11 protein-coding genes are annotated in these 20,065 nt (G+C 39.5%); all 11 read right to left on the bottom strand.

All coding sequences use genetic code 11. The features are described 5' to 3' along the window. Window positions 1-27 precede the first annotated feature (27 nt). The gene (locus tag U859_RS0112175) at window positions 28-2,193 is read right to left on the bottom strand and encodes an amylo-alpha-1,6-glucosidase (RefSeq protein WP_025143646.1); all 2,166 of its coding nucleotides are present in this window, start codon (window positions 2,191-2,193) and stop codon (window positions 28-30) included. A 206-nt stretch (window positions 2,194-2,399) separates the two neighbouring features. Next, the gene (locus U859_RS0112170) at window positions 2,400-3,989 is read right to left on the bottom strand and encodes an SLC5 family protein (protein WP_025143645.1); all 1,590 of its coding nucleotides are present in this window, start codon (window positions 3,987-3,989) and stop codon (window positions 2,400-2,402) included. A gap of 189 nt (window positions 3,990-4,178) precedes the next feature. Further along, window positions 4,179-5,264 carry a Gfo/Idh/MocA family protein gene (locus U859_RS0112165; protein WP_025143644.1) on the bottom strand — a complete coding sequence of 362 codons (1,086 nt, stop codon included), beginning with the start codon at window positions 5,262-5,264 and terminating at the stop codon, window positions 4,179-4,181. Window positions 5,265-5,444: 180 nt separating this feature from the next. Continuing rightward, entirely contained in the window at window positions 5,445-7,910 is a 2,466-nt protein-coding gene (locus tag U859_RS30395; protein WP_025143643.1) for an L-rhamnose mutarotase, read from the bottom strand. 286 nt (window positions 7,911-8,196) lie between these two features. Continuing rightward, window positions 8,197-9,102, bottom strand: a complete 906-nt coding sequence (locus tag U859_RS0112155) for a sugar phosphate isomerase/epimerase family protein (protein ID WP_025143642.1) — start codon at window positions 9,100-9,102, stop codon at window positions 8,197-8,199. Window positions 9,103-9,108: 6 nt separating this feature from the next. Continuing rightward, complete coding sequence (locus tag U859_RS0112150; RefSeq protein ID WP_240183043.1) at window positions 9,109-10,488, bottom strand: acetylxylan esterase; 1,380 nt, start codon at window positions 10,486-10,488, stop codon at window positions 9,109-9,111. A 245-nt stretch (window positions 10,489-10,733) separates the two neighbouring features. Then, window positions 10,734-11,882: a sialidase family protein gene (locus U859_RS0112145; protein ID WP_240183042.1), complete on the bottom strand. Its 1,149-nt coding sequence runs from the start codon at window positions 11,880-11,882 to the stop codon at window positions 10,734-10,736. Between the two features lie 88 nt (window positions 11,883-11,970). Beyond that, window positions 11,971-12,627: a DUF3826 domain-containing protein gene (locus U859_RS0112140; protein ID WP_025143639.1), complete on the bottom strand. Its 657-nt coding sequence runs from the start codon at window positions 12,625-12,627 to the stop codon at window positions 11,971-11,973. 100 nt (window positions 12,628-12,727) lie between these two features. After that, entirely contained in the window at window positions 12,728-15,466 is a 2,739-nt protein-coding gene (locus U859_RS0112135; RefSeq protein WP_025143638.1) for an alpha-L-rhamnosidase, read from the bottom strand. A 256-nt stretch (window positions 15,467-15,722) separates the two neighbouring features. Then, window positions 15,723-18,497 carry a glycoside hydrolase family 2 protein gene (locus U859_RS0112130; protein WP_025143637.1) on the bottom strand — a complete coding sequence of 925 codons (2,775 nt, stop codon included), beginning with the start codon at window positions 18,495-18,497 and terminating at the stop codon, window positions 15,723-15,725. Continuing rightward, window positions 18,497-19,915 (bottom strand): sialate O-acetylesterase, encoded by a 1,419-nt coding sequence (locus U859_RS0112125; protein ID WP_029985696.1) that lies wholly within the window; start codon window positions 19,913-19,915, stop codon window positions 18,497-18,499. The genes U859_RS0112130 and U859_RS0112125 overlap by 1 nt, the downstream gene beginning before the upstream one ends. Between the last annotated feature and the right edge of the window lie 150 nt (window positions 19,916-20,065).

Below are 20,065 nucleotides of genomic sequence, written 5' to 3'. Positions count from 1 at the left end.
GCTGAAAAAGCCTTCTCGCCATGACGACTAAAGCGAGTATTTCACCTCATATTCCCTGCCCTTTTCAATCATCACTTCAAAAATTCCTTTTGAAACCTCTTTTACTTCGGCACCTTTAACCACAGGTTTTGATTTACTTTTAATTCTTAATTTCCCAATTCCAGTCGCAGAAGAAACCCTGATTTCTTTTTTACTGCAATACACAACGATATCGCCATTAGCAGTAGGCACTTTGCCCTCCATCCACTCCAGGCCGCCTAAATTTGGTTCGATGGTGTAGGTTTCGTAACCTGGTGCGGTAGGTTGAACGCCCAGATAATATTTTCCCAATAAATAAATCGGACTGGCTCCCCAGGCATGGCAAAGGCTTTTTCCAAACGGGCGACCATACATTTCCAAATGCTCAGTTCCTTTTTTATCCGGATTATATTCTTCCCAAAAAGAAGTGGCGCCCAATTTTAACATGCCACCCCAGTAGTTTTTCATTTCCTTTAAAACATAAGGTTGCTCGCCCATGGCACAAAGGGCTTCCAATTCATAAAAACGCATATAAGGTGTGGTAATTTTGGCTACTTTATCATTTAAGAGTACATTTTCTTTAACGGCTAATTTTTGTTCCGGGCTAAAATAATCAAAGAAAATACCGAACATATTGGCATACCTGGTTACGTTATCAGTCTGCTTATCGTCAATTCTGCTATGCACCAATGCTTTTTTTTGCTGATTCCAATAAAGTTCAAAGATTTTTGCTTTCAATTCTTTTGCTTGCTCGTCATACTTTAAAGCACCCTCCGCATCATTGGCTAATTTGGCACATAAAGCCATGGTTTCTAAACTTCTGGCATATAATAACTGCTCAAAACTTACCTCGCCATCTTTGCTCAATTTATCGGCCCAATCAATAAAAATCCAATCACCGGGCATCCATTCCAGTAAACCATTTTTGTTTTTTCGACCATCGATATAAGTCATTAACGATTGCATGCGGGGATAAATATCCTGCACAAACTTTTTATCGCCGGTAAATTTGTAGTAGTCGTAAATTCCTAAAAACCAATAGAAAGAATAATCCATAATGGTATTGATGTGCGCCGTTACCGGATCTTTACCACGCTGAGCCAATAAGGTTCTTTTTACCGTTGGTGCATCAAAAAAAGAATAATAATTCATCAGGTAACTTTGATAAGCATCTCCGCTCCAAACCCATCTGTCGCGTTTTATGCCATCGATAAAAAACTCCCTTGTGTTTAAGTGGAAGGTGTATTTGGCTACATCGTAGATTTTATTAAGCTCTGCATCTGATGATTTAAAACTTCCGCGTTCGGTTACCGGAGCATATTCATACAACATGGAAACGGAATCAGCAGAAACACCATTTCCAGGTTGAAAATTCACATATCTGAAGGCTTTGGAAAGTGGCATAATGGAATCCTTTTTCTGAGCGAGGTCGATATCCAGGTAATCTAAAGTTTCACATTTTTCGGTCGATAAGGCCTCTTCTTTAGATTCTCCATAATAAATATTCAGGCTCCCTTTTCCTTTCAAGCCATGTACTTTTATGAAACCAAAGGTTTCTTTGCCGAAATCGGAAATTGTGCCATTGTTGATTTTTTCGAATTTAACCGCAGATTGCGCTATAACCGGCAATTTAAATTGAGAAGGCAATTGGTTCGGATCGTTTAAGTTCCACGAACCAGCAGAAACAAATGTGGTTCCTGATTTATCTGAAGTTTTCCCGCTGGCATCAATCCATTCTTTATCTTCAAAAGTGGTCAGCCAGGTTTCGTCTGATACTACAGTTTTGCCCTGAACGTAGATTGCCGGAACATGCGCCTGATTGTAAACTTTTAAGCTCAATTTATGCTTTCCGGCAGGAATTTGGATGCTTTTCGGAAAACCGGAAATGGCCTGACCATCAATTTTTACATTATAGGTGCCTTCTACAAAAAGTTTAACTTCTTCGGGTTGCGTAAGGTTAAATTCTTTATGAAAATCGACCAAAACATAGTGACTGTCCATTTTCCAGAATACAGGAAAAAAGGAGCCTCTTTCTGTTCTGCGGTTCTGCATTACATTGCTCATGTAAATATCGAAATCGCCAGGGTACCAGATCCAGGAGGCTTTTTGGGCGAAGAGCTGAACAAAGGAGCCACTGAAAATGGTGAGCAGGATTATTTTTTTTAAAGTTTTCATATCTTTTATTTTTTAGCCACAGATTGACACAGATAAACACGGATTTTTATATCTGTCTGTATCCTTTTCATCTGTGGTTCATTTATTACTTTCATTTTTTAATTTGTGCGTTATTCCAGCGCAGGCGGGAATCTTAATGGACAAATGCTTTACGATTCCCAATCGACCCGATAGCTATCGGGTTGGGAATGACGATCCTTCTAATTTTAATGTCCGTTAAAGAAGATATAAAGTGCAACCATAACGATGGCAAGTGCTATCCACGAAATCCAAACCGCTTTGGCTGGTTTTTCAATATTAGCCTGATGTTCTTCATTAACCGTATAAATGCTAGGTGATCGATCTAACAAGGAAATCAGGATGGCAATAATCAATAAGCCGGCGAAAATGAAAAAAGACAGCATTAAATAGTGCGGCCAAAAGGGAAATTTGTTTGAGGGCAAAATCCACAGATAAGTTACCCCTATGCCTAAACTTAAGATTGAGCCAATAGAAAGCGTGAAGTTTACTGCTTTTCTTGTGGTTTTTTTCCAGAAAACGGTAAGCAGGAATACCACTGAAAGTGGCGGGGCAATAAAACCCAAAACGGATTGAAAAACATCGAATAGATTCAATCCTTTAATGTTATCGATCGCCAGCACAACAATAACAGCAAATATACAACCAGCCACAACGCTCCATCTTCCGATGCTGATAATCTGTTTATTACTGGCCTGAGGATTGATTTTCTTGACATAAATATCCATGGTAAAAACGGTACTTAATGAATTTAAGGATGAACCAATGGTACCCACCAAAACAGCAATCAATACCACGATCACCAAACCATTCATTCCCGGAGGAAACAGGTTGGTTACCATCGTCATGTAAGCTTCGTTAGGATCCTTTAAGCCAGGAAATAATACATAACAAAGGATACCTGTACCAATAAATAATGGCAGGGAAAGGATTTTTAACCAACCGATAAAACTCACACCCAACTGACCCTGTTTTAGGTTTTTTGCGCCTAATACCGATTGCACCATCGATTGATCGGTACAGAAAAAAGCCACAGCAGCAACGGGGTAACCTAATAAAATGGCATACCATGGGTATTTGGGATCGCTAGCCGGTTGCACCAAATTCCAGAAATGATGTGGTGTTTTGGCATATAAAGCTGAAATACCTCCAACTTTGTTTAAGCCTAAAAGCATTAAAGAAAGTGAAACGGCAATTAGTAAAATCATCTGGAAAACATTCACTTTGGCAATAGCTTTTAATCCGCCGAAAAAGGTAAATAGGCCTGCAAAAGCGACTAAAACAGTAACAGATTGCCACATGGGAATACCTAAAATCTGCCTCACCAAAAAACCTCCTGCAAATAAACCCAGCGATAACCAGGAAATTAAAATCTTCACCAATGCATACCAGGCTAATATATTTTGAGTAGAATCACCATAGCGGTTGCCCATAAATTCGGGCATGGTACTCACCTTTGCTGCGAGGTACTTTGGAGCGAAAACAATCGCAAGTAAGAATAGAAATATAAAAGCATACCAATCAAAGTTGACAGCCACAATACCCGTACTGTAGCCGATACTGGCAAAAGCCAATAACATAGACGGACCAACATTGGTACCCCACATATTAAAGCCAATGCTGCTCCAGTTCAGGGATTTATTGGCGAGAAATAAGGTTTCATCTTCGCTCTTCTTTTTCGAAAAACTGGCCCGGTACCCTATAATCATCAGGATAACGAGGTATGCGATGACGATGATGTAATCTAAATTGGTTAAACGTTCTACAATGTTTCCCATTGGTTTATTTGGTTAGTTTGCTAGTATGGTTTCGATAGTTTTAGCCAAAGATGAACACGGATAAACACAGATTTTATGGCTAATCTTTTCGTCATTGCGAGGAGGTACGACAGCTTGCCCCGATTTCTCGGGGAAGCAATCTTTCATGCAAAATAGATTGCTTCGTGTCTCGTAATGACGATATTTCTTTTAAAGTCCTATCGATTCCCTTGTAATCTGATTGGCTTTCAAAATATCATCTATCTTTACCGGCAATCCGGTTTCTAAAGATTGATCCATAGCCTGTAATAATGCCACCGTACCGATTCCTTCTTTTAAATCAGGATAGGCTGTAAAATTATTATTGATGCTATCCGCAAAATATTCAAGATAATTTTGGTATTCTCCGGCATGGTGACTTTGCCCTTCAAAACGGAAGTAATGTTTTAAGGTGGAGTCGCCCCAGGTAATAATCTTTTCCTCACCTGTTTTAGTGGTAACGGAATAACGCAGCTCATGATAATCGGCCTGACTAGCGCCTTCTGTACCACGCAGGATGCAACTCATGCCACTGTCGCGGCTTGCGGGTTGTGTTGGTCCGGTATAAGCACCACTAACCCTTGCAATTCTACCATCTTTTGCCTTAAAAATAAAGTGCATGGTATCCTGATTTTTTAAACCAGCCTTTAACCCGTTGCTGCTTAACATGCCATAGCCCATTACTTCCTCAATATCAGGCAAATACCAACGGATAAAATCTGCCGGGTGACTTAAACCTCCGTAAAGCCATTTAAAAGATTGTTTTAACGACCAGCCTTTTTCCAAAAACCAACGGTGATCGGCATGGTAATGACTTTCTATGGTAATCAGTTCGCCAATTAAACCTGCGTCAAAGTCTTTCTTCTGGCGCATGGCAGGCTCAAAAAAACGGGAACTCTGTCCGACGAAAATTTTCTTTCTTGATTTTTTAGCAAGTTCCAAAAGTTCATTTGCATGTGCCAGGTCGTCAATAAATGGTTTGGTGCAAACCACATGTTTCCCATGTTGAAGCGCCAGTTTTATGTGCTCAAAATGCAAATGATCGGGTGTGTAAATCGCAATCATATCGATTTTGTCGCTGGTTAACATATCCTCGTAGTTCGTTGTCCAGTTTTGAAAATCAAATTCTAAAGCCCGCTCTTCGCAAAGCTTTTTATTGGCATCACACATCTGGATCAGCTTAAACTTTTTGCTTGCCAATGATGCAGAAATGGTGCTTCTGCCCTCTCCTAATCCTAAAATCCCTAATCTTAACATGATATTATTTTTATAAGCGTTATTGTTTTTATAAACTGTTGTCATTCTGACGCAGGAAGAATCTCTAACCGAACTGCACCGAAGCCCCCGTCTTATCCGAGTTTTTTGTTGTGCTATAATTTGAGCCAGTTTTCCATTGTAAAGAGATCCTTCGTGCCTCAGGATGACATACTAAAAATATTACTCAACCGGTTTAAAAAACACCCAAACCTCATCAGGTTTTGTGCCTTCAATTCCTTCCTGGTATTTTTTCATTATTGTATTCCATTCATCCACTTTTGGATTGTTTATGGTGGTTTTTGGATTTAAATCATCTAATTTTTTTCCTTTTGGGATACTGATGATTAAGATTAACTGTCTGTCTTTTTTAAAAATGGCCAGTCGTTGAAATTCTGCATTACAAAAGCCTTTTGATATTTCAGGCCATTTCTCAAACTGAGTTTTATGGTAGTTCAGGTATTCAATTTGCATCTTTTCGTCTTTCACTAAATTTGCCGATAAAATGATGTTGTCCCATTCTGCCACAGGTTTGTCCCCACAATTCTTCTCCCGGTTGAAATCGTAAAATAAATCGTCGTAAAGTTTGATTTCAGTAGCATTTAAGCGTTTTAAAGTCTGTTGTAAACTTTCAGCCTTTAAACTGGAGGTATAAATGACCAGTCGGTTATTCCATTTGTAAATCGCGCTTGTCAGAAGATTATTTTCCTTCGCGAAAGTTTTTAAAGCATGATCTGTAGGAAGGTTGGAAGATTTAAAAATCAACTCAAAAACGACAGATTGATCTACGGCCTGATTTATTGCGCTATTAGAATATGCTGCTTTTTCTTTTAACAGGTATTGAAAGGTTTTTTCTAAACCAGCATGCTGTTTGATTTTTTCGGATACCTTTGGACCGTTATCTTCCCATAAATTATCTGGTCCGTTGGCATTTTGAAGGTACTTTTCAGCTGGTGTCCAATTGTTTTTGATGGTAAAATATGATGAACCTTCATCGGTGTATAAATAAAACCAGTGTTCTGGAAGATGCGCATAAGGTGCCTTGTAAATGCTGTCGATTACATTTTCGGTGATAAACGATCCGGGTTGGGCCGATAAGGTATAAATCCCAGCCACATCATATAGGTGTTTGCCATAATGGTGGATCTTATTGGCACTGATGGTATTATTCTTCATCGCATTCTGCGTTTTTGTCCAGCCCCAGCCCATGCTGATGCCAGAATAAGAAACATCGCTGATTTCGTTGTGCAAAATTTTAATTCCCTGAACGTAACCAGCGCCAATGCCAACCGCGCCCCAATCTTCGTTGGTAACATCGGTGATCAGGTTATTTTCGATTCTATCATTGGTCGATATTTCACGTTTATCGGATGGGTTGTAAGGTAAATGTACTTCGGTAGCCTCATCAGAAAAAGTTCCGACTAAAATGGCCGAACCACCAATATCTTTAAATAAGTTTCCCTTGATTATATTATCTGCTGTTCCTTTTTTATAATCCAATCCGGTTGAAGCCAGGTGTTCGAAGCGGCAAGCTTCAAAAGATGTATGATTGGCATAAGTCACTTCAACCGCTGATGCGGGGCGGCCAACCCAAGCCTGATTTTCTAAACTTGGTTTATCTGGGGTTCCGGCTTTATCCAATTTATAGGCATCTAGCATGTACATGCCAGCCTGATGTGGTACATGACCTTGTTTGGAAGGCCTTAACCAGGTACTGTATTCAAAAGAAATGCCTTTAAAATTTACAAAGGCGACCGGATTGTCGATATTTCCTTCAATTTTGATTAAATTTTCTAAAGCTGGGGCAATAACTTCGGCATTGAGCATGTTTTCTGTTGCTTTAGGCCAATAATAAAGTTTGTGGTTTTGCAGGTCTTCGAACCATTCTCCTGGTTCATTTAAAAATTGAATGGCATTGCTAAGGTAAAAAGCAGAGTTACCCGTTTTTTTAGAAATCCATGGTGCAGGCCAGGGATGTTCGGACTGGATCCTGCTTTCGGGCTGCATAAATGATAGCTCAGCCGCATTACCCATCACTTTAACCGATTTTACACGAAGATTTGCAATAGCCCACCATTGATGGATGAGCATTTCCATGCCTTTAATATTGGTTAAATTGATGTTCTTTTCGATGGGTATTTTACAGGTTTGATTTTTGCTATCCCAAGATAAAATCCTGCCCATGGCATTGCCATTATAGTTTTTAGCGCGAATGGCTTTTTGACCATTTACCCAAAGTTGGCGGAATTGCAGATCGCTCCCATCAAAGTTTGGAAGATCGGTCACCCAAACTTTCCCGATGGCTTCTTTTGGCAAGCCTGCGAGGGTTCCATTAAGTTTTTTCCAACCTTTTATTTTCACACCTCCACTTAATACTACTTTTTCAGTGGCTATAATTTCTGTCGGACTTTCTTTTGTCCCTGAATCTTCGGGACGGAGCACGATAGGCTCGTATAATTGATAAAACCCTTTTGTTATGATTATTGTGATGCCATTTTTAATCGAAAAATCATTTAAGCGCCGTAATTCGCGTGCTTTTCTAATGGCCGAATGGAGTGTAGCCAAAGGTTTATCTTTGGTTCCAACATTAGTATCATTGCCATTTAATGAAACATAAATATCTACTGCACCAGCTTTGAGGTACGACAAGTTCAATATTAATAAAATTGCTATTACTGAACACCTTTTAAGCTTTAAGTAATTGAATGAGATATATCTCTTGGTTAGTGGAGACAAGAACAAATGCAGCATCATATAACATTTCGCTCGATTGGTCTGTGAGGACACAGACCAAGGAGTGGGAATTAAAAATGGTTTAAATCCTTTGGTTCGTGGAGACACGAACCAAGGCAACCAGTATTTTATTGTATCTGTGCTTTGCATCTTTTTGGTGATCTCGATTTCCATAACTCCACTAATGAGATTGCTTGGTACCTCACAATGTCGGACCATTTTGAAAAACCGATTTCAGGTAGCTGGTATTTGCGCTGAAGTTATATTTAACGTTGGTGGGCTGTTTTGCATCTCTGCTTCTTTCTACTACTAACCAACCGCTCCAGCCCATATCATCAAGCGTTTCTTTTACTTTATTTAAATCGATTTTTGAGTCGTTTTGTAGCCAAAAACCATCTTCATTGCTTGCATGAATCTGAACGATGTTTTTCTTTCCTAAAATCCGTAACTCTTCATGTAAATCTCTGCCGTTTTTAATGGCATTTGAAAAGTTGAAATAACTTTTCACGTTTCTAGAACCGATGTCTTTGAGTAATTGCAGTTCACCTTTGGCATCCAAAGAAGTCTCTATACCGATTGTAACACCAGCTTCTGCTGCCATTTTACCAGCAACTTTTAACCGCTCCACAATCGGTTCTCTCAGTTCAGGATTTTTAACCAGATCGCCTTGAATGCCCAAGGGCAAAAAAACTACTTTAATGTTCATTGCTTTGGCCGTGTCCAAACAGTCCTGAATCATTTTTTGATAGGTAGGACGCTTTGCGAACGATTGTGCATAAAATCCGGTCATGGCCAATGAGCAAAACTCCAGATTCATTTCTTTGGCTTTATCCAAATACTCTTGTCTGATTGTCTGATCTGCCAGTTTATTATCGAAGGTTTCCCTGTCACCTAAACCACCCATGTCAATTTCTAAACCATCTGCACCAATTTCTTTAGCAAGTGGTAGAGCACTAATTTTCTGACGTTTGAGAATCATCAGGTCAATCACGGCTACTTTATACCTGTTTTTCTTTTCTGCAGCAAAAAGCAACTGATCAGGGATCATCAAAGCGCCTGTGAGCAAAGCCGCATTACCAATAAAAGTTCTCCTGTTCTGAAATCGCATATCCAATTATTTTGTAACGTTTAACGGGAATAATTTTTCCAGGTTATCAAAGCCCATCACCGCATTTTTAGGTAATTTTTCGCCCTTATCACCAAAAACATACATCGCGTTTTCCTTTTCGATGGTCACTTTGCTTTCATCGTATTTGCCGGTTTTATCTTTAACAGCAGCGCCATTTAGTTTGAAATTCTTGATGAGGAAATCGTATAGCGCAATGCGTTTATTAATGCCGAAATCATGTTTTTCATCCGGAAGATGTACATTTTCAACTTTATCTTTCACACCATAATAGCCATACATTTTTTGTAGATATGGAAAATCATGCTGGGGTGTATGTGCTGTCCAATCGCCACCATCCGAAACCAATAATTGAGGTCGTGGAGCTGCCATTGCGGCAAGTTCTACGTTATCTGTTCCACCACCGCATTGGTGGATGGGCATGCCGCTTTCGCAAGGACAACCACCATAAAAGTAAGATGACATGGCCACTACCGGAGCGCTTAGTTTAATTCTGTCGTCCATGGCGGTCATTAAAATAGAATGACTCCCTGCACCTGAACCACCACTGATGCCGATTCTGCTGGTATCCGTTTCTTTTAAAGAAGAGAAATAATCCAAAATCCTGATTCCACCTAAAGCCTGCACGGTTTGTGCTAAACTACGGCGGTGGTCTTCATATTTAAACTGGAGCATTGATTCGCCCCAGGCAAATAAATCATAGCTGAAAGCCATTGCTCCCATCCTGGCGATGGTGGCGCAACGGATCTGGCAATCTGGTCTGTAACGCTGTTTTTCCCAATGCCCATCCGGACTTAACACCACCGGGATTTTTCCTTTTGCATTTAATGGTTTGTAAAGTGATCCATTGATCCAAACACCAGGCAATATCTCTAAGGCAATATTTTCTACTGAATAGCCATCAAAAACTCTTTTTTTAGTGATGATCGGTTTTGAATTCTGTTTTGCAGGCAAAGGGGATAACATTAAGGCCTGATAAAGTTCAGGTTTGATTTCGGCTTTGCGTTTTTCCCAACTGGCCTTGTCGTGGTATTTTGTAGCCAGCGTATCGAGATAAGCCCAGCCATCCTGTACTTCCCAACGGTAATATTCATATTCTTTAAGTTTGTAAACGCCAGGTTTTTCCTTGTTTACTTTCATATCCAATGGCATCAGTACATTGGTTAGTGTTTGATCTACATCGGTACGGAAACGCCATTCGGCATAGTTTACCCATTTATCTTTTACCTGAGGTTCCGAATACTTGATCTGTACTTTAAATCGCGTTTGGATTTCTTTAAGGACATTAAGCAATGGTTTTTTATAGAGGTTATCGGTGTTTTGGGTTTGGGCGGAGAGCTTTCCAAAAGCAAATAAAAAGAGAGCCACAATTAAAAATTTAACTTTTTTTGTCGATTTTATGATCACGTTCCTAATCGTGGCAATATTCACTGAATCAGAAACCATACATGAACGGTCGTCACCCTGAACTTGTTTCAGGGTCTTAATAGCAAGGCGGCCTAGCATGAAAGATGCTGAAATAAATTCAGCATGACGAACGCAAAAATAACTCTCGATAAAAGATTTCTCGACTACGTTGCACTCCGCTCGAAATGACGATTTTTTTATAATTTTCATGGCTCCTCGTTTTTAGTTTCGGTAATTACCGGTGCAGTATAACCTTTCAGTTTTGGCCAAACACCATTTTCAATTTTCTTTAGTTTTAATTTCGATGGATCTACCACTACATGTTTAATTTTTTCTCTTCTCCAGGTGTAAATGAAGTGTAACATGCCGTCGCTGGTTTGGATTACTGCCGGATAAGAATACTGACTGATCGGCGAATCTTCTAAAATCAATGCAGCGTACCATTCCTTTCCATCTTTGGAAATGGAAACATTTAACGGGGTTCTCGGTCCTTTGGCTAAATCGCCGGGAGGCAATACATGGTTGTACACCAAAACATGGCGACCATCTTTCATGGTTACCGCATCCGTTCCCGAATTATTATTTGGCAGGGAAGTTTTGGTTAATGGCGACCAGGTTTCTCCGTTATCTGTAGACCACGATTCGACAATTGCCCTATTGGCGGTTCTGGCTAAAATCTGCAGTTTGCCATTTCCATGCTGTAAAATACTGGGTTGAATGGCTTTGATTCCATTTTCGGGCAAAGGACCAATGGTTCTCCAGGTTTTGCCATTGTCTTTGGTTACTTCGAAATGGATTTTCCAGCCGTCGCCTTCTTTACTTGATGGCGCGAAAAGATTTCCATTGCTTAATAAAACTGGCTTGTTTTTAACCGGACCGATGTAGCCATCAGGTAATTTGGTTGCATCCGACCAGGTTTTACCACCATCTTTTGAAGTTTTCATCATCCCCCACCATTCAGAAGGTTTAGGTCCGATTTTATAGAATAATAATAAATCTCCACTGGGCACCTGATATAAAACGGGATTCCATGTTGATAATCTTTTGCCCTCGGATTGAATACCATTAGCCACCGAAACCGGCGCTAACCATTTGCCATCAATAAAGCGGCTGATGTAAATTTCAACATCAGGATTACGTTCTTTTGTTCCCCCAAAAAATGAGGCGACTAAACCTGTTGGTGTTTCGGCGATTGTTGCAGAATGGCACGATGGAAATGGCGCTTTATCGTAAAGGAATTCTTGTTTTACAATGCCGGTTTGCGACTTTTCTACCTGGGCTTGCGCGCTCAAAGCGAATAATACAATTGATATGGTTAAAATCTTTTTGAACATGTTATTTTTAGTTGCCGTCATTGCGAAGCTGATTTTTCTTCAGCTGAAGCAATCTATCCTGATTAGAAAGATTGCTTCGTCGTACCTCCTCGCAATGACGAGATATCGATTACTGTTTTGACTTAGCTTCTTTTATTTTTTTGGTATACGCACTGTAAAGTGCTCTCCAGCTGCGTCCGTTGTTATTAAGTAATTGTTCTGATTTGGTTTTGTAAATTTCGAAAATGGCAGAAATCTCTTTCATACTTTTATAATCTATAGCTTGCTCGCGAGCCTGTTTTAAGAAAGATAAAATTTTTGCTTCTTCATCGGCGGTTAAATCAGGAACGATTGCCTTATAACCTTTCATCGTAAAAGCAACCTTTCCGATGGTGTATTTATCCAGAATGGTTTCCAGCTGTTCTAGTGTGAGGTTTTTTCTTAAGTCGTCCATTAAAGTTTGATGCACAGTTGAAGGCATGGCAGAATCGGCAATAATTTGCTTATCCAGATCGCTTAATTTGTTACCTGTAACCGGATTAATTCCATCAGGAACAGTTGATGAGGGATGATCGTTGTGCCAATCTCTAACGGTGGTTAAATGAACCATGACGGCGTTTTCTACCGCAGATTTTTTAGTAACATCGGTTAGATTCAATGCAGCCACCCATTCTTTTGCTCTGGTTAAAATTTCTTCGGGTACCACTACATCTTTGGTTTGACTGAAGGCGCTTACTGAAGTAATCAGTAAAGTTATTGTCAGTAATGGTTTTAAAAACTTTCTCATAATTGTATTTTAATTTCTGTTTCGGTTTGTGAAGACACAAACCGAGGCTTGTACCTGTAATCTTCTTTCGCCATGGTTCGTGTCGCCACGAACCATTATTTTATTTCTTCTCCACCACAAAAGCATAGTCACCCGAGCCAATTTCATAAACCGCTCTATTTTGCTCCATTTTTATAAATTTTAAATCTTTAACCGATTTTATCATCTCTGAAACTTCATTTCTATTATTTGCAGGAATATACACCATTGCCATTGTATTTGCGGGTATGGTTACATTCCATTTAAATTGATCTGCTTTTTTGGTATAACTACTTTTGATCAAGCCATAAACCGAATTATAGCTTGCATTTACCGAATTTAAGCCGTTAATTATTTCCGGTTTCATTGTTATCTTTTTGAAAGCAGCACTTTCAGATTTGATTCCAGCCAGGTTTTCGTAATACCAGATCAATAAATCACCCAACATCATCACGTGGTTTTGGGAATTCATTTTCGGATCGGCGGTATTGCCGTTCCATAATTCCCATATCGTAGTAGCGCCATTTTCGACCATGTAACCCCAGCTTGGATAAGTTTTTTGTGTAGCCACCGTGTAAGCCAAATCTGGTCTGCCGTAATCGTTCAAACAGCGCATTAGCCACTGAATACCCACCAATCCATTGCTTAAATGTCCTGTGTTAGTTACTTCTACTGTATTTGTGATGTTTTTAAAAACGGTCTCTACTTTACTTTGAGGAACCATCCCGAAATAAAGCGGAATAATATTATCAGTTAATGCATTTGAGGCATAATAACCTTTGTTATTATAATATTTTTGGTTGAAAGCATCTTTGATCTGATTCCCCAAAAGCTCATAGTTTTTTACATCTTCTTCGTTGCCGATAGCCTTCCCAAACTGAATCATCAATTGGGTAAAATGATAATAATAGGCAGTAGAAATTAACTCAGAGGGATATTTTTTATCGGCACTCTTTCCTCTTCCAGACTCAATCGTAACTGGTGGCATACACCAATCGCCGTAACTGTCTTTGGTGAGGATGTAATCTTTCATATAGCGGTCTTGCATGTAAGCCAACCACTTTTTCATTGCCGGATAATTATCGCGGACAGCAGCAACATCGCCCGTTTGTTTGTACAGCATTTCTGTAACCAAAAGCATGGCCCCGGGCCAGGTCATGTTATCACTGTAATATCTCCAGAACGCAGGTGCAACATTAGGAATGGCACCATCTTCCTTTTGCGAATTCCGGATATCCTGCAGCCATTTTGCATAAAACCTGCCATTATCAAAAACGAAATTTTCTCCGTAAGCTACCGCACCCCTATCGCCAAGCCAGGGCATGCGTTCATTACGTTGCGGACAATCAACCGGAATACCTTTGTAACTGCCTGCAATTCCCCACCAGGCATTTTTAAAAATCTGGTTCGTTAATGCATCTGAAGTTTCGAAGGTTCCCACCGTTTTGATGTTATCGTAAATCATTTTTCCTGCGAAATCATTTATAGAGGGTTGATATGTATATCCAGAAAGCTCCACATACCTGAACCCGCGATAAGCAAAAGTAGGTTCCCAGGTTTCCGTTTCTCCGCCTTTTAAGGTATATAAATCGGTGCATTTGGCATTGCGGAGATTTGCGGTAAAGAGCTCACCATTCTCCTGCAGGGATTCTGCAAAACGCAATTTAATCTGTTTTCCTTTCAAACCTTTTACTTTAATTTGTAGCCAGCCCACCATATTCTGTCCCATATCGAGGAGATACCTTCCACCAGCTAATTTTGAAATTGAAACCGGTTTTAGTGTATTCATTACCCGCATATTTTCATTCATCTGTGCTTCAATGGTTCCTGTTGGTTCTTGCACAAATTCGGCTTTTGTCCATTTACTGTCATCAAAACCGACTTTATTCCAACCTTGAGCTTCTTTTGTAGCGTCATATTCTTCCCCGTCGTATTCGTTGTTGGCCCTGATTGGTCCATCAGCTGTGCCTTTCCAGCTATCATCCGTATTAACGTTGGCTGTAGTTCCATCTGTATATATGATATTGATGTTAAGCAGCATTTTCGGGAAGCCAAATGTTTTGATTTTATATGGTTTTTCATTTTGGCGCATCGCGAAAAACCGACCATTGCCCAAAATAGCCCCAACAGCATTTTTACCGTTCTGAATATAACTGGTTACATCGTAGGTATTATATTTTACATTTTTGGTATAATCGGTTGGCGATGGAGATAAAACATCTTCCCCTACTTTTTTACCATTGATGAAAAGTTCATATAAACCTAAACCTATAATCGAAGCCGTGGCAGATTTGATCTGTTTGGTACTCTGAAATTCCTTTCTGAAATACCTTGCTGATAAACGCGAATCTGTTTTAATATTATCCCATGAGAAGGCTCTGTCGAAACCGATCCATCCTTTTGGCCAATCTTTATAATAAAGCAAACCCATCGAAAAATAATTATTTGCAGACCATTCGCTTTGCCCAGCATTAGTCCAGATTTTTACTTTCCAATGCGCTTTTTGCCTGCTATTGAGTGGTTTTCCATTATAATTAATATGAATCGATTCTGATGAATTTACTTTGCCAGAATCCCATATATCGCCTTCATTTTCCTTTAACTTTTCCGCAGATGAAGCAACCAGGATCTGATAAGCGGTTTGTATTACATTACGTTCGTTGGAAATGATATGCCAGGCAAACCTCGGTTTTTGAACATCAATTCCCAAAGGATTTTCGAGCATCTCGCAGGTGGTATGCTGCAAGGAGGTTTGTGCTACCGCTTTTGAAAATGGCAGTAAACAAATGCAGATGATCGATATGTAGAGTTTAATGTTCATTCGTTTTAATTGTAATGTTTTAAGGTTGAAAGGTTGTAATGTTCAGGGTTTGCCAGGCGCCGTAAATGTTTTAATATTTAAACTTTCTAAACTTTTGATTTCTCACTTTTTTCGCTTCGCGGTTGATTACACAGATTTTTGGATTACACTGATACTTCTTTATTTATTTTAGTGTTTTAATGTTGAAAGGTTTTAATGTTCTAGGTTTACTATGCAACCAAAACGTTTCAACATTTAAACTTTCCAACCTTGCAACCTATTTCCCTGAAAAATCAAAATACAGCGTCATATTCAATGCCCTCGTTGGGTCTTTATCAAAATCATAGAATACATGTTTCATGCCCATTGGTCCGGTGGTTTCTGGTTTTTGTGTTTTGGTGCCGATGGCCGAAATGCCATTCATAAAGGAAATATCTCCATTCGGGAATGTCGGACTTAGGTTATCATATTCAGTATCTTTTGATTTTTTTGGTGTAAATAACCTCAAAAAAACATCCTCGCGATCGGTTACTACTTTAAATGATTGCTGTTTGCCGATAAATTCGCACCAATACATATCCGAGTAATAACCCTTAAACTCGGGATATTGCCACGGCGCTTCGCCAGTGGCCGAGTTGTTGTAATCCTTTTTCCAGATCCCGAATTGGGTACCTTTCATCCTGTTTTTCCAAACACGGTACGGACCGTTTCCTTTATATTCTACGGCTTTGATTTCAGTCTCCGGATAAGAAAAATTGAGGCCAACGAAAGTGGTAAAATAAGCAGAAGGAAAATATTTTACTTCCATTTTTAACCAACCTGATGGGTAAATGGTCCATTGTAAAGTATTCCAGCTTTCTTTTTTATCGAATTTAGATGAAATTACCAGATTTCCATCTTCCATTTTTGTAGTGAAATTTTTAAAATTATTTTCTCCTTCCTGTAAAACCGGACCGTTTGAAAACGGAATGATACCTTTTGCGTTTTTGGCCTGTTGAAGCAAACCAGTGGTTTTATCAAAGGTTAAATCGACTCCGTTTGCTGAGACCTGATAGGTTTTGGCTTCCTCTTTTAAAATTACTTTTGAAGTTCCGGTTTTTACTACCAATTTCTCTGCATCATCCTTTGGCAAAGCAATTGGGAAACTCCAGGTAAATAATTCTTTGCCATCTGGTCCGTTTGCGGTAAGGTAAAGTGCATCAAAATTTCTCCAATCAGCAGGAAGATTGATTTTTAATTTTCCTTTTTCAAAAGGTTTGATATCTGGTGCATCCGCTTTTCCTGTTTTAAATTCAGCATCCTCACCTGCTTTTAGTTTTTTTAATTTCCAGCTGAAAGTACATTGATTAAGGTTGGTAAAAGCATAACGGTTTTCGAGCAGGAAAGAACCATCAAAACCAGCTGTCATTTCTCTTTTCTCTACAAAAACAGGACTCCAAACTTCTTTAATAGTGTAAAAACTGCCTTCTTTTTCGTGGTATGGACCAACAATCCCGTCAGGGCCATGGTTACCATCAGTATCCAGTTCGCCATTTTTATCAGTACGCACCACCCCCTGATCGGCGAAATCCCAAAGAAAGCCACCTGCAGAAAGCGGATTTTTCCACATGGCATTCCAGTAATCTTCAATGCCTGCACCATGACCTCCATCCCACATGCCATGCAGAAATTCTGTAGGCATTAAAATATTATGTCCATGATCGTAATTACCAATTCCGTAGTTAAATTCGCGGTAATGTGTGGTTTCGAAACCGCCAAAAACCTCCCAGGGATGAATTAACGGTCGTTTTTGAATATCTTCTTCAGCGAAAAGATGATCCAGTTCGCGGTTGTGTCCTCCTTCATTTCCATTTGCCCAAAAGATGATCGAAGGATGGTTTTCGTCATTCAACATCATTTCTTTCATCAATTTGGTACCCGTTGGTGTATCGTAGGTGCCATGCCAGCCAGCCAGCTCGTCCATTACAAACAATCCCAGCGAATCACAAACATCCAAAAAATGACCATCAGGAGGATAATGCGACATCCGAACGGCATTCATGTTCATTTCTTTCATCAATAACACATCGGCAATGCTGATTTTTTTGCTCGTAGTACGACCTGATGATGGGTAAAAAGAGTGACGGTTTACGCCTTTAAATTTCATTTTCACGCCGTTGATATAAACACCATCGCGTTCTTTTACTTCAACGGTTCTGAAACCTATATTTTTAGAAAGTTGATGAATTTCCTTCCCGTTTTTAATTAAAGTAAATGTAGCGGTATAAAGATTTGGAAACTCTGTAGACCATAAAGCCGGATTGGTGAACTGATGGCTAAACGTTATATTTTGCGTTCCTTTATTAATTGCAGTGCTAAAGCGATCACCAAAACGTTTTCCATCTTTCTTAAAAATTTCTACTTCAACTTTATCCGCATCGCCTGTGTAAGCTAGTTTCGCATCGAAATTTCCATTGGCTTTGGCATCGATCTGAATTCTATCGATATGCGTTAAAGGCAAAGTTTCAAGATAAACAGGTCTGAAAATACCGCCAAAAATCCAGAAATCAGCTTTACGTTCGGCCTCATTAACCGATGGGTTGGCAGAATGTTTTGAAACGGTAACCTCCAATAAATTATCGCCTCCAAGTTTTATCAATTTCGTAATATCATACCTGAAAACATAAAAAGATCCCTGGTGGATTTCTCCAGCCAATTTTCCATTAATCTTTACCTCAGTATCGGTCATTGAGCCTTCAAAAACAATATTGATCTCCTTATTTTTCCAGGCAGCAGGCACTTTAAAACTATATTTATAAAGCCCTTGCTCCTTACCCTTATTTTCTTCTTTGTTGAAACCATAATTGTATTTGCCAAAGCCCTGTAATTCCCAGTTTGAAGGTACTGGAATGCTTGTCCACTTGCCCGAATTTGCACCAGCGGTACAGAAAAAATCCCAGTTAACGGTATTGTCGTTCCCTGTTCCGGATAGGTATAGTTTTTCCGTTTGCTGTGCCTTTGCGCTACAGAACATCGTTGTTAAACACCAGAAAAGTATAAATCTGAATCTCATTAATTGGTTTTAAATTGTTTGGTTAATGGATTATCGGTTCTGAATGGCAACGCGGGTAAACCATTACTGTAAAAATTTCCGGTTGGATTTTCGCTCCAATTGTAGCGCACAGCCACAGGGTTTTCAATCTCTTTTGCCGAAACAACAACTTTTCCGTATTTAACAATAGCCTCAGCATTAACGAATTTACCCTCTTTTCCGGCAATTGTAAATCCAGTGATGGAAGATAAATGATCAGTTTTCAAATAATCAAAATCCAGGGTTGCCTTGCCCCCAACAAAAGAAACACTTTTGTAAACGGGGCCAGAAAAATCTATTGTTTGGTTGTAGGTTTTACCTAAAGCCAATAATGCTAATCTTCTGCCTACTTCCCATTTATAGGTTGGATGCAAATCTCCACCGTTATCATTCAAATCCGAAGTAGAAATCATGCCGGTATTTGGCAAGCGCAAAATCTGCTGTTGAGCCTCCCAAAAGTTGGGTTCAGTATCAACTGTTAAGATCACTTTGTCGCTTTTTTGCTTACTGTAATCGTATGGTGCAATTTGCACATAATAAAAAGGCAGCTGCTCGCCCCAGGCTTTGCGCCAGAGGTTTACCAATGTTTTTAATTTGTAGGAATAACTGATGTTTTCATTCAAAAAACAGTTTGTTTCGCCCTGGTACCATAAAAAACCACGGATTTTAAATTTCGCAAGCGGCTCAATCATTGGTGTATAAAACTTTCCGGGGTCGTTGCTAACTTTTTGGTTTGTAAAATAGGCTTCCTGTGCAAAAGCTTCTGGTGCAACCCAGGGTTCGATGGCGCTACCAGAAACGGCAGAAGAAATCACACCAACAGGTACACCTAATTTCTCCTGAATTTCTTTAGCGAAGAAATAGCCTACAGCCGAGAAAGCACGCAATGCTGAATCTTCTGCCAATGCCCAGCTTTTATGAGTGGAATCAGGTTTGTTCAATTGCTTGCGATTTACAAGAAAAATCCTGATTTGTGAATTTTTAGCTTTTTCTACCTCGTCATAAGGGAAACCCAGTTTTTCATTCTTAGGCTTAGGAATTTTCGCCAGCTTTCGCATTTGATATTCCATATTCGATTGCCCGGAGCATACCCAAACTTCGCCAACCAAAATATTGGTTAATTCAATTTTATTTGTACCTGAAATCATCATCGATTGTGGGTTAGCTGATGTTTTTAAAGGTGCTAAAATAACTGACCAGTTTCCGTTTTTATCGGTAACTGCTTCTTTTTTCTGACCTGCAAAAGTGACCTGTACTTTCTCATTTGGAACAGCGTAACCCCAGATATTAATGGGTTTATCACGTTGCAAAACCATATTGCTCGATAAAATTTGTGGCAACAGGATTTTAGCGTTGGCGGAGAGGGAAAAGAAAGAAAGAAGGATAATTAGTGCCGTCATTTCGAGCGAAGTGCAGCGCAGTCGAGAAATCTGTTTAACTTGGTTCAAAGATTCCTCTACTGCGGTCGGAATGACGTGCTGGAAAGATTGCTTCGTTTCGATGAAGGATCGAAAACTCGCAATGACGGATATCTTAAAAACTGCAAATTG

It is taken from the genome of Pedobacter jeongneungensis (assembly GCF_000633455.1).
Classification (GTDB): Bacteria; Bacteroidota; Bacteroidia; order Sphingobacteriales; family Sphingobacteriaceae; genus Pedobacter; species Pedobacter jeongneungensis_A.
The sequence above is the reverse complement of the archived record's forward strand: the minus strand, read 5'-3'. Positions and strand labels throughout refer to the sequence as shown.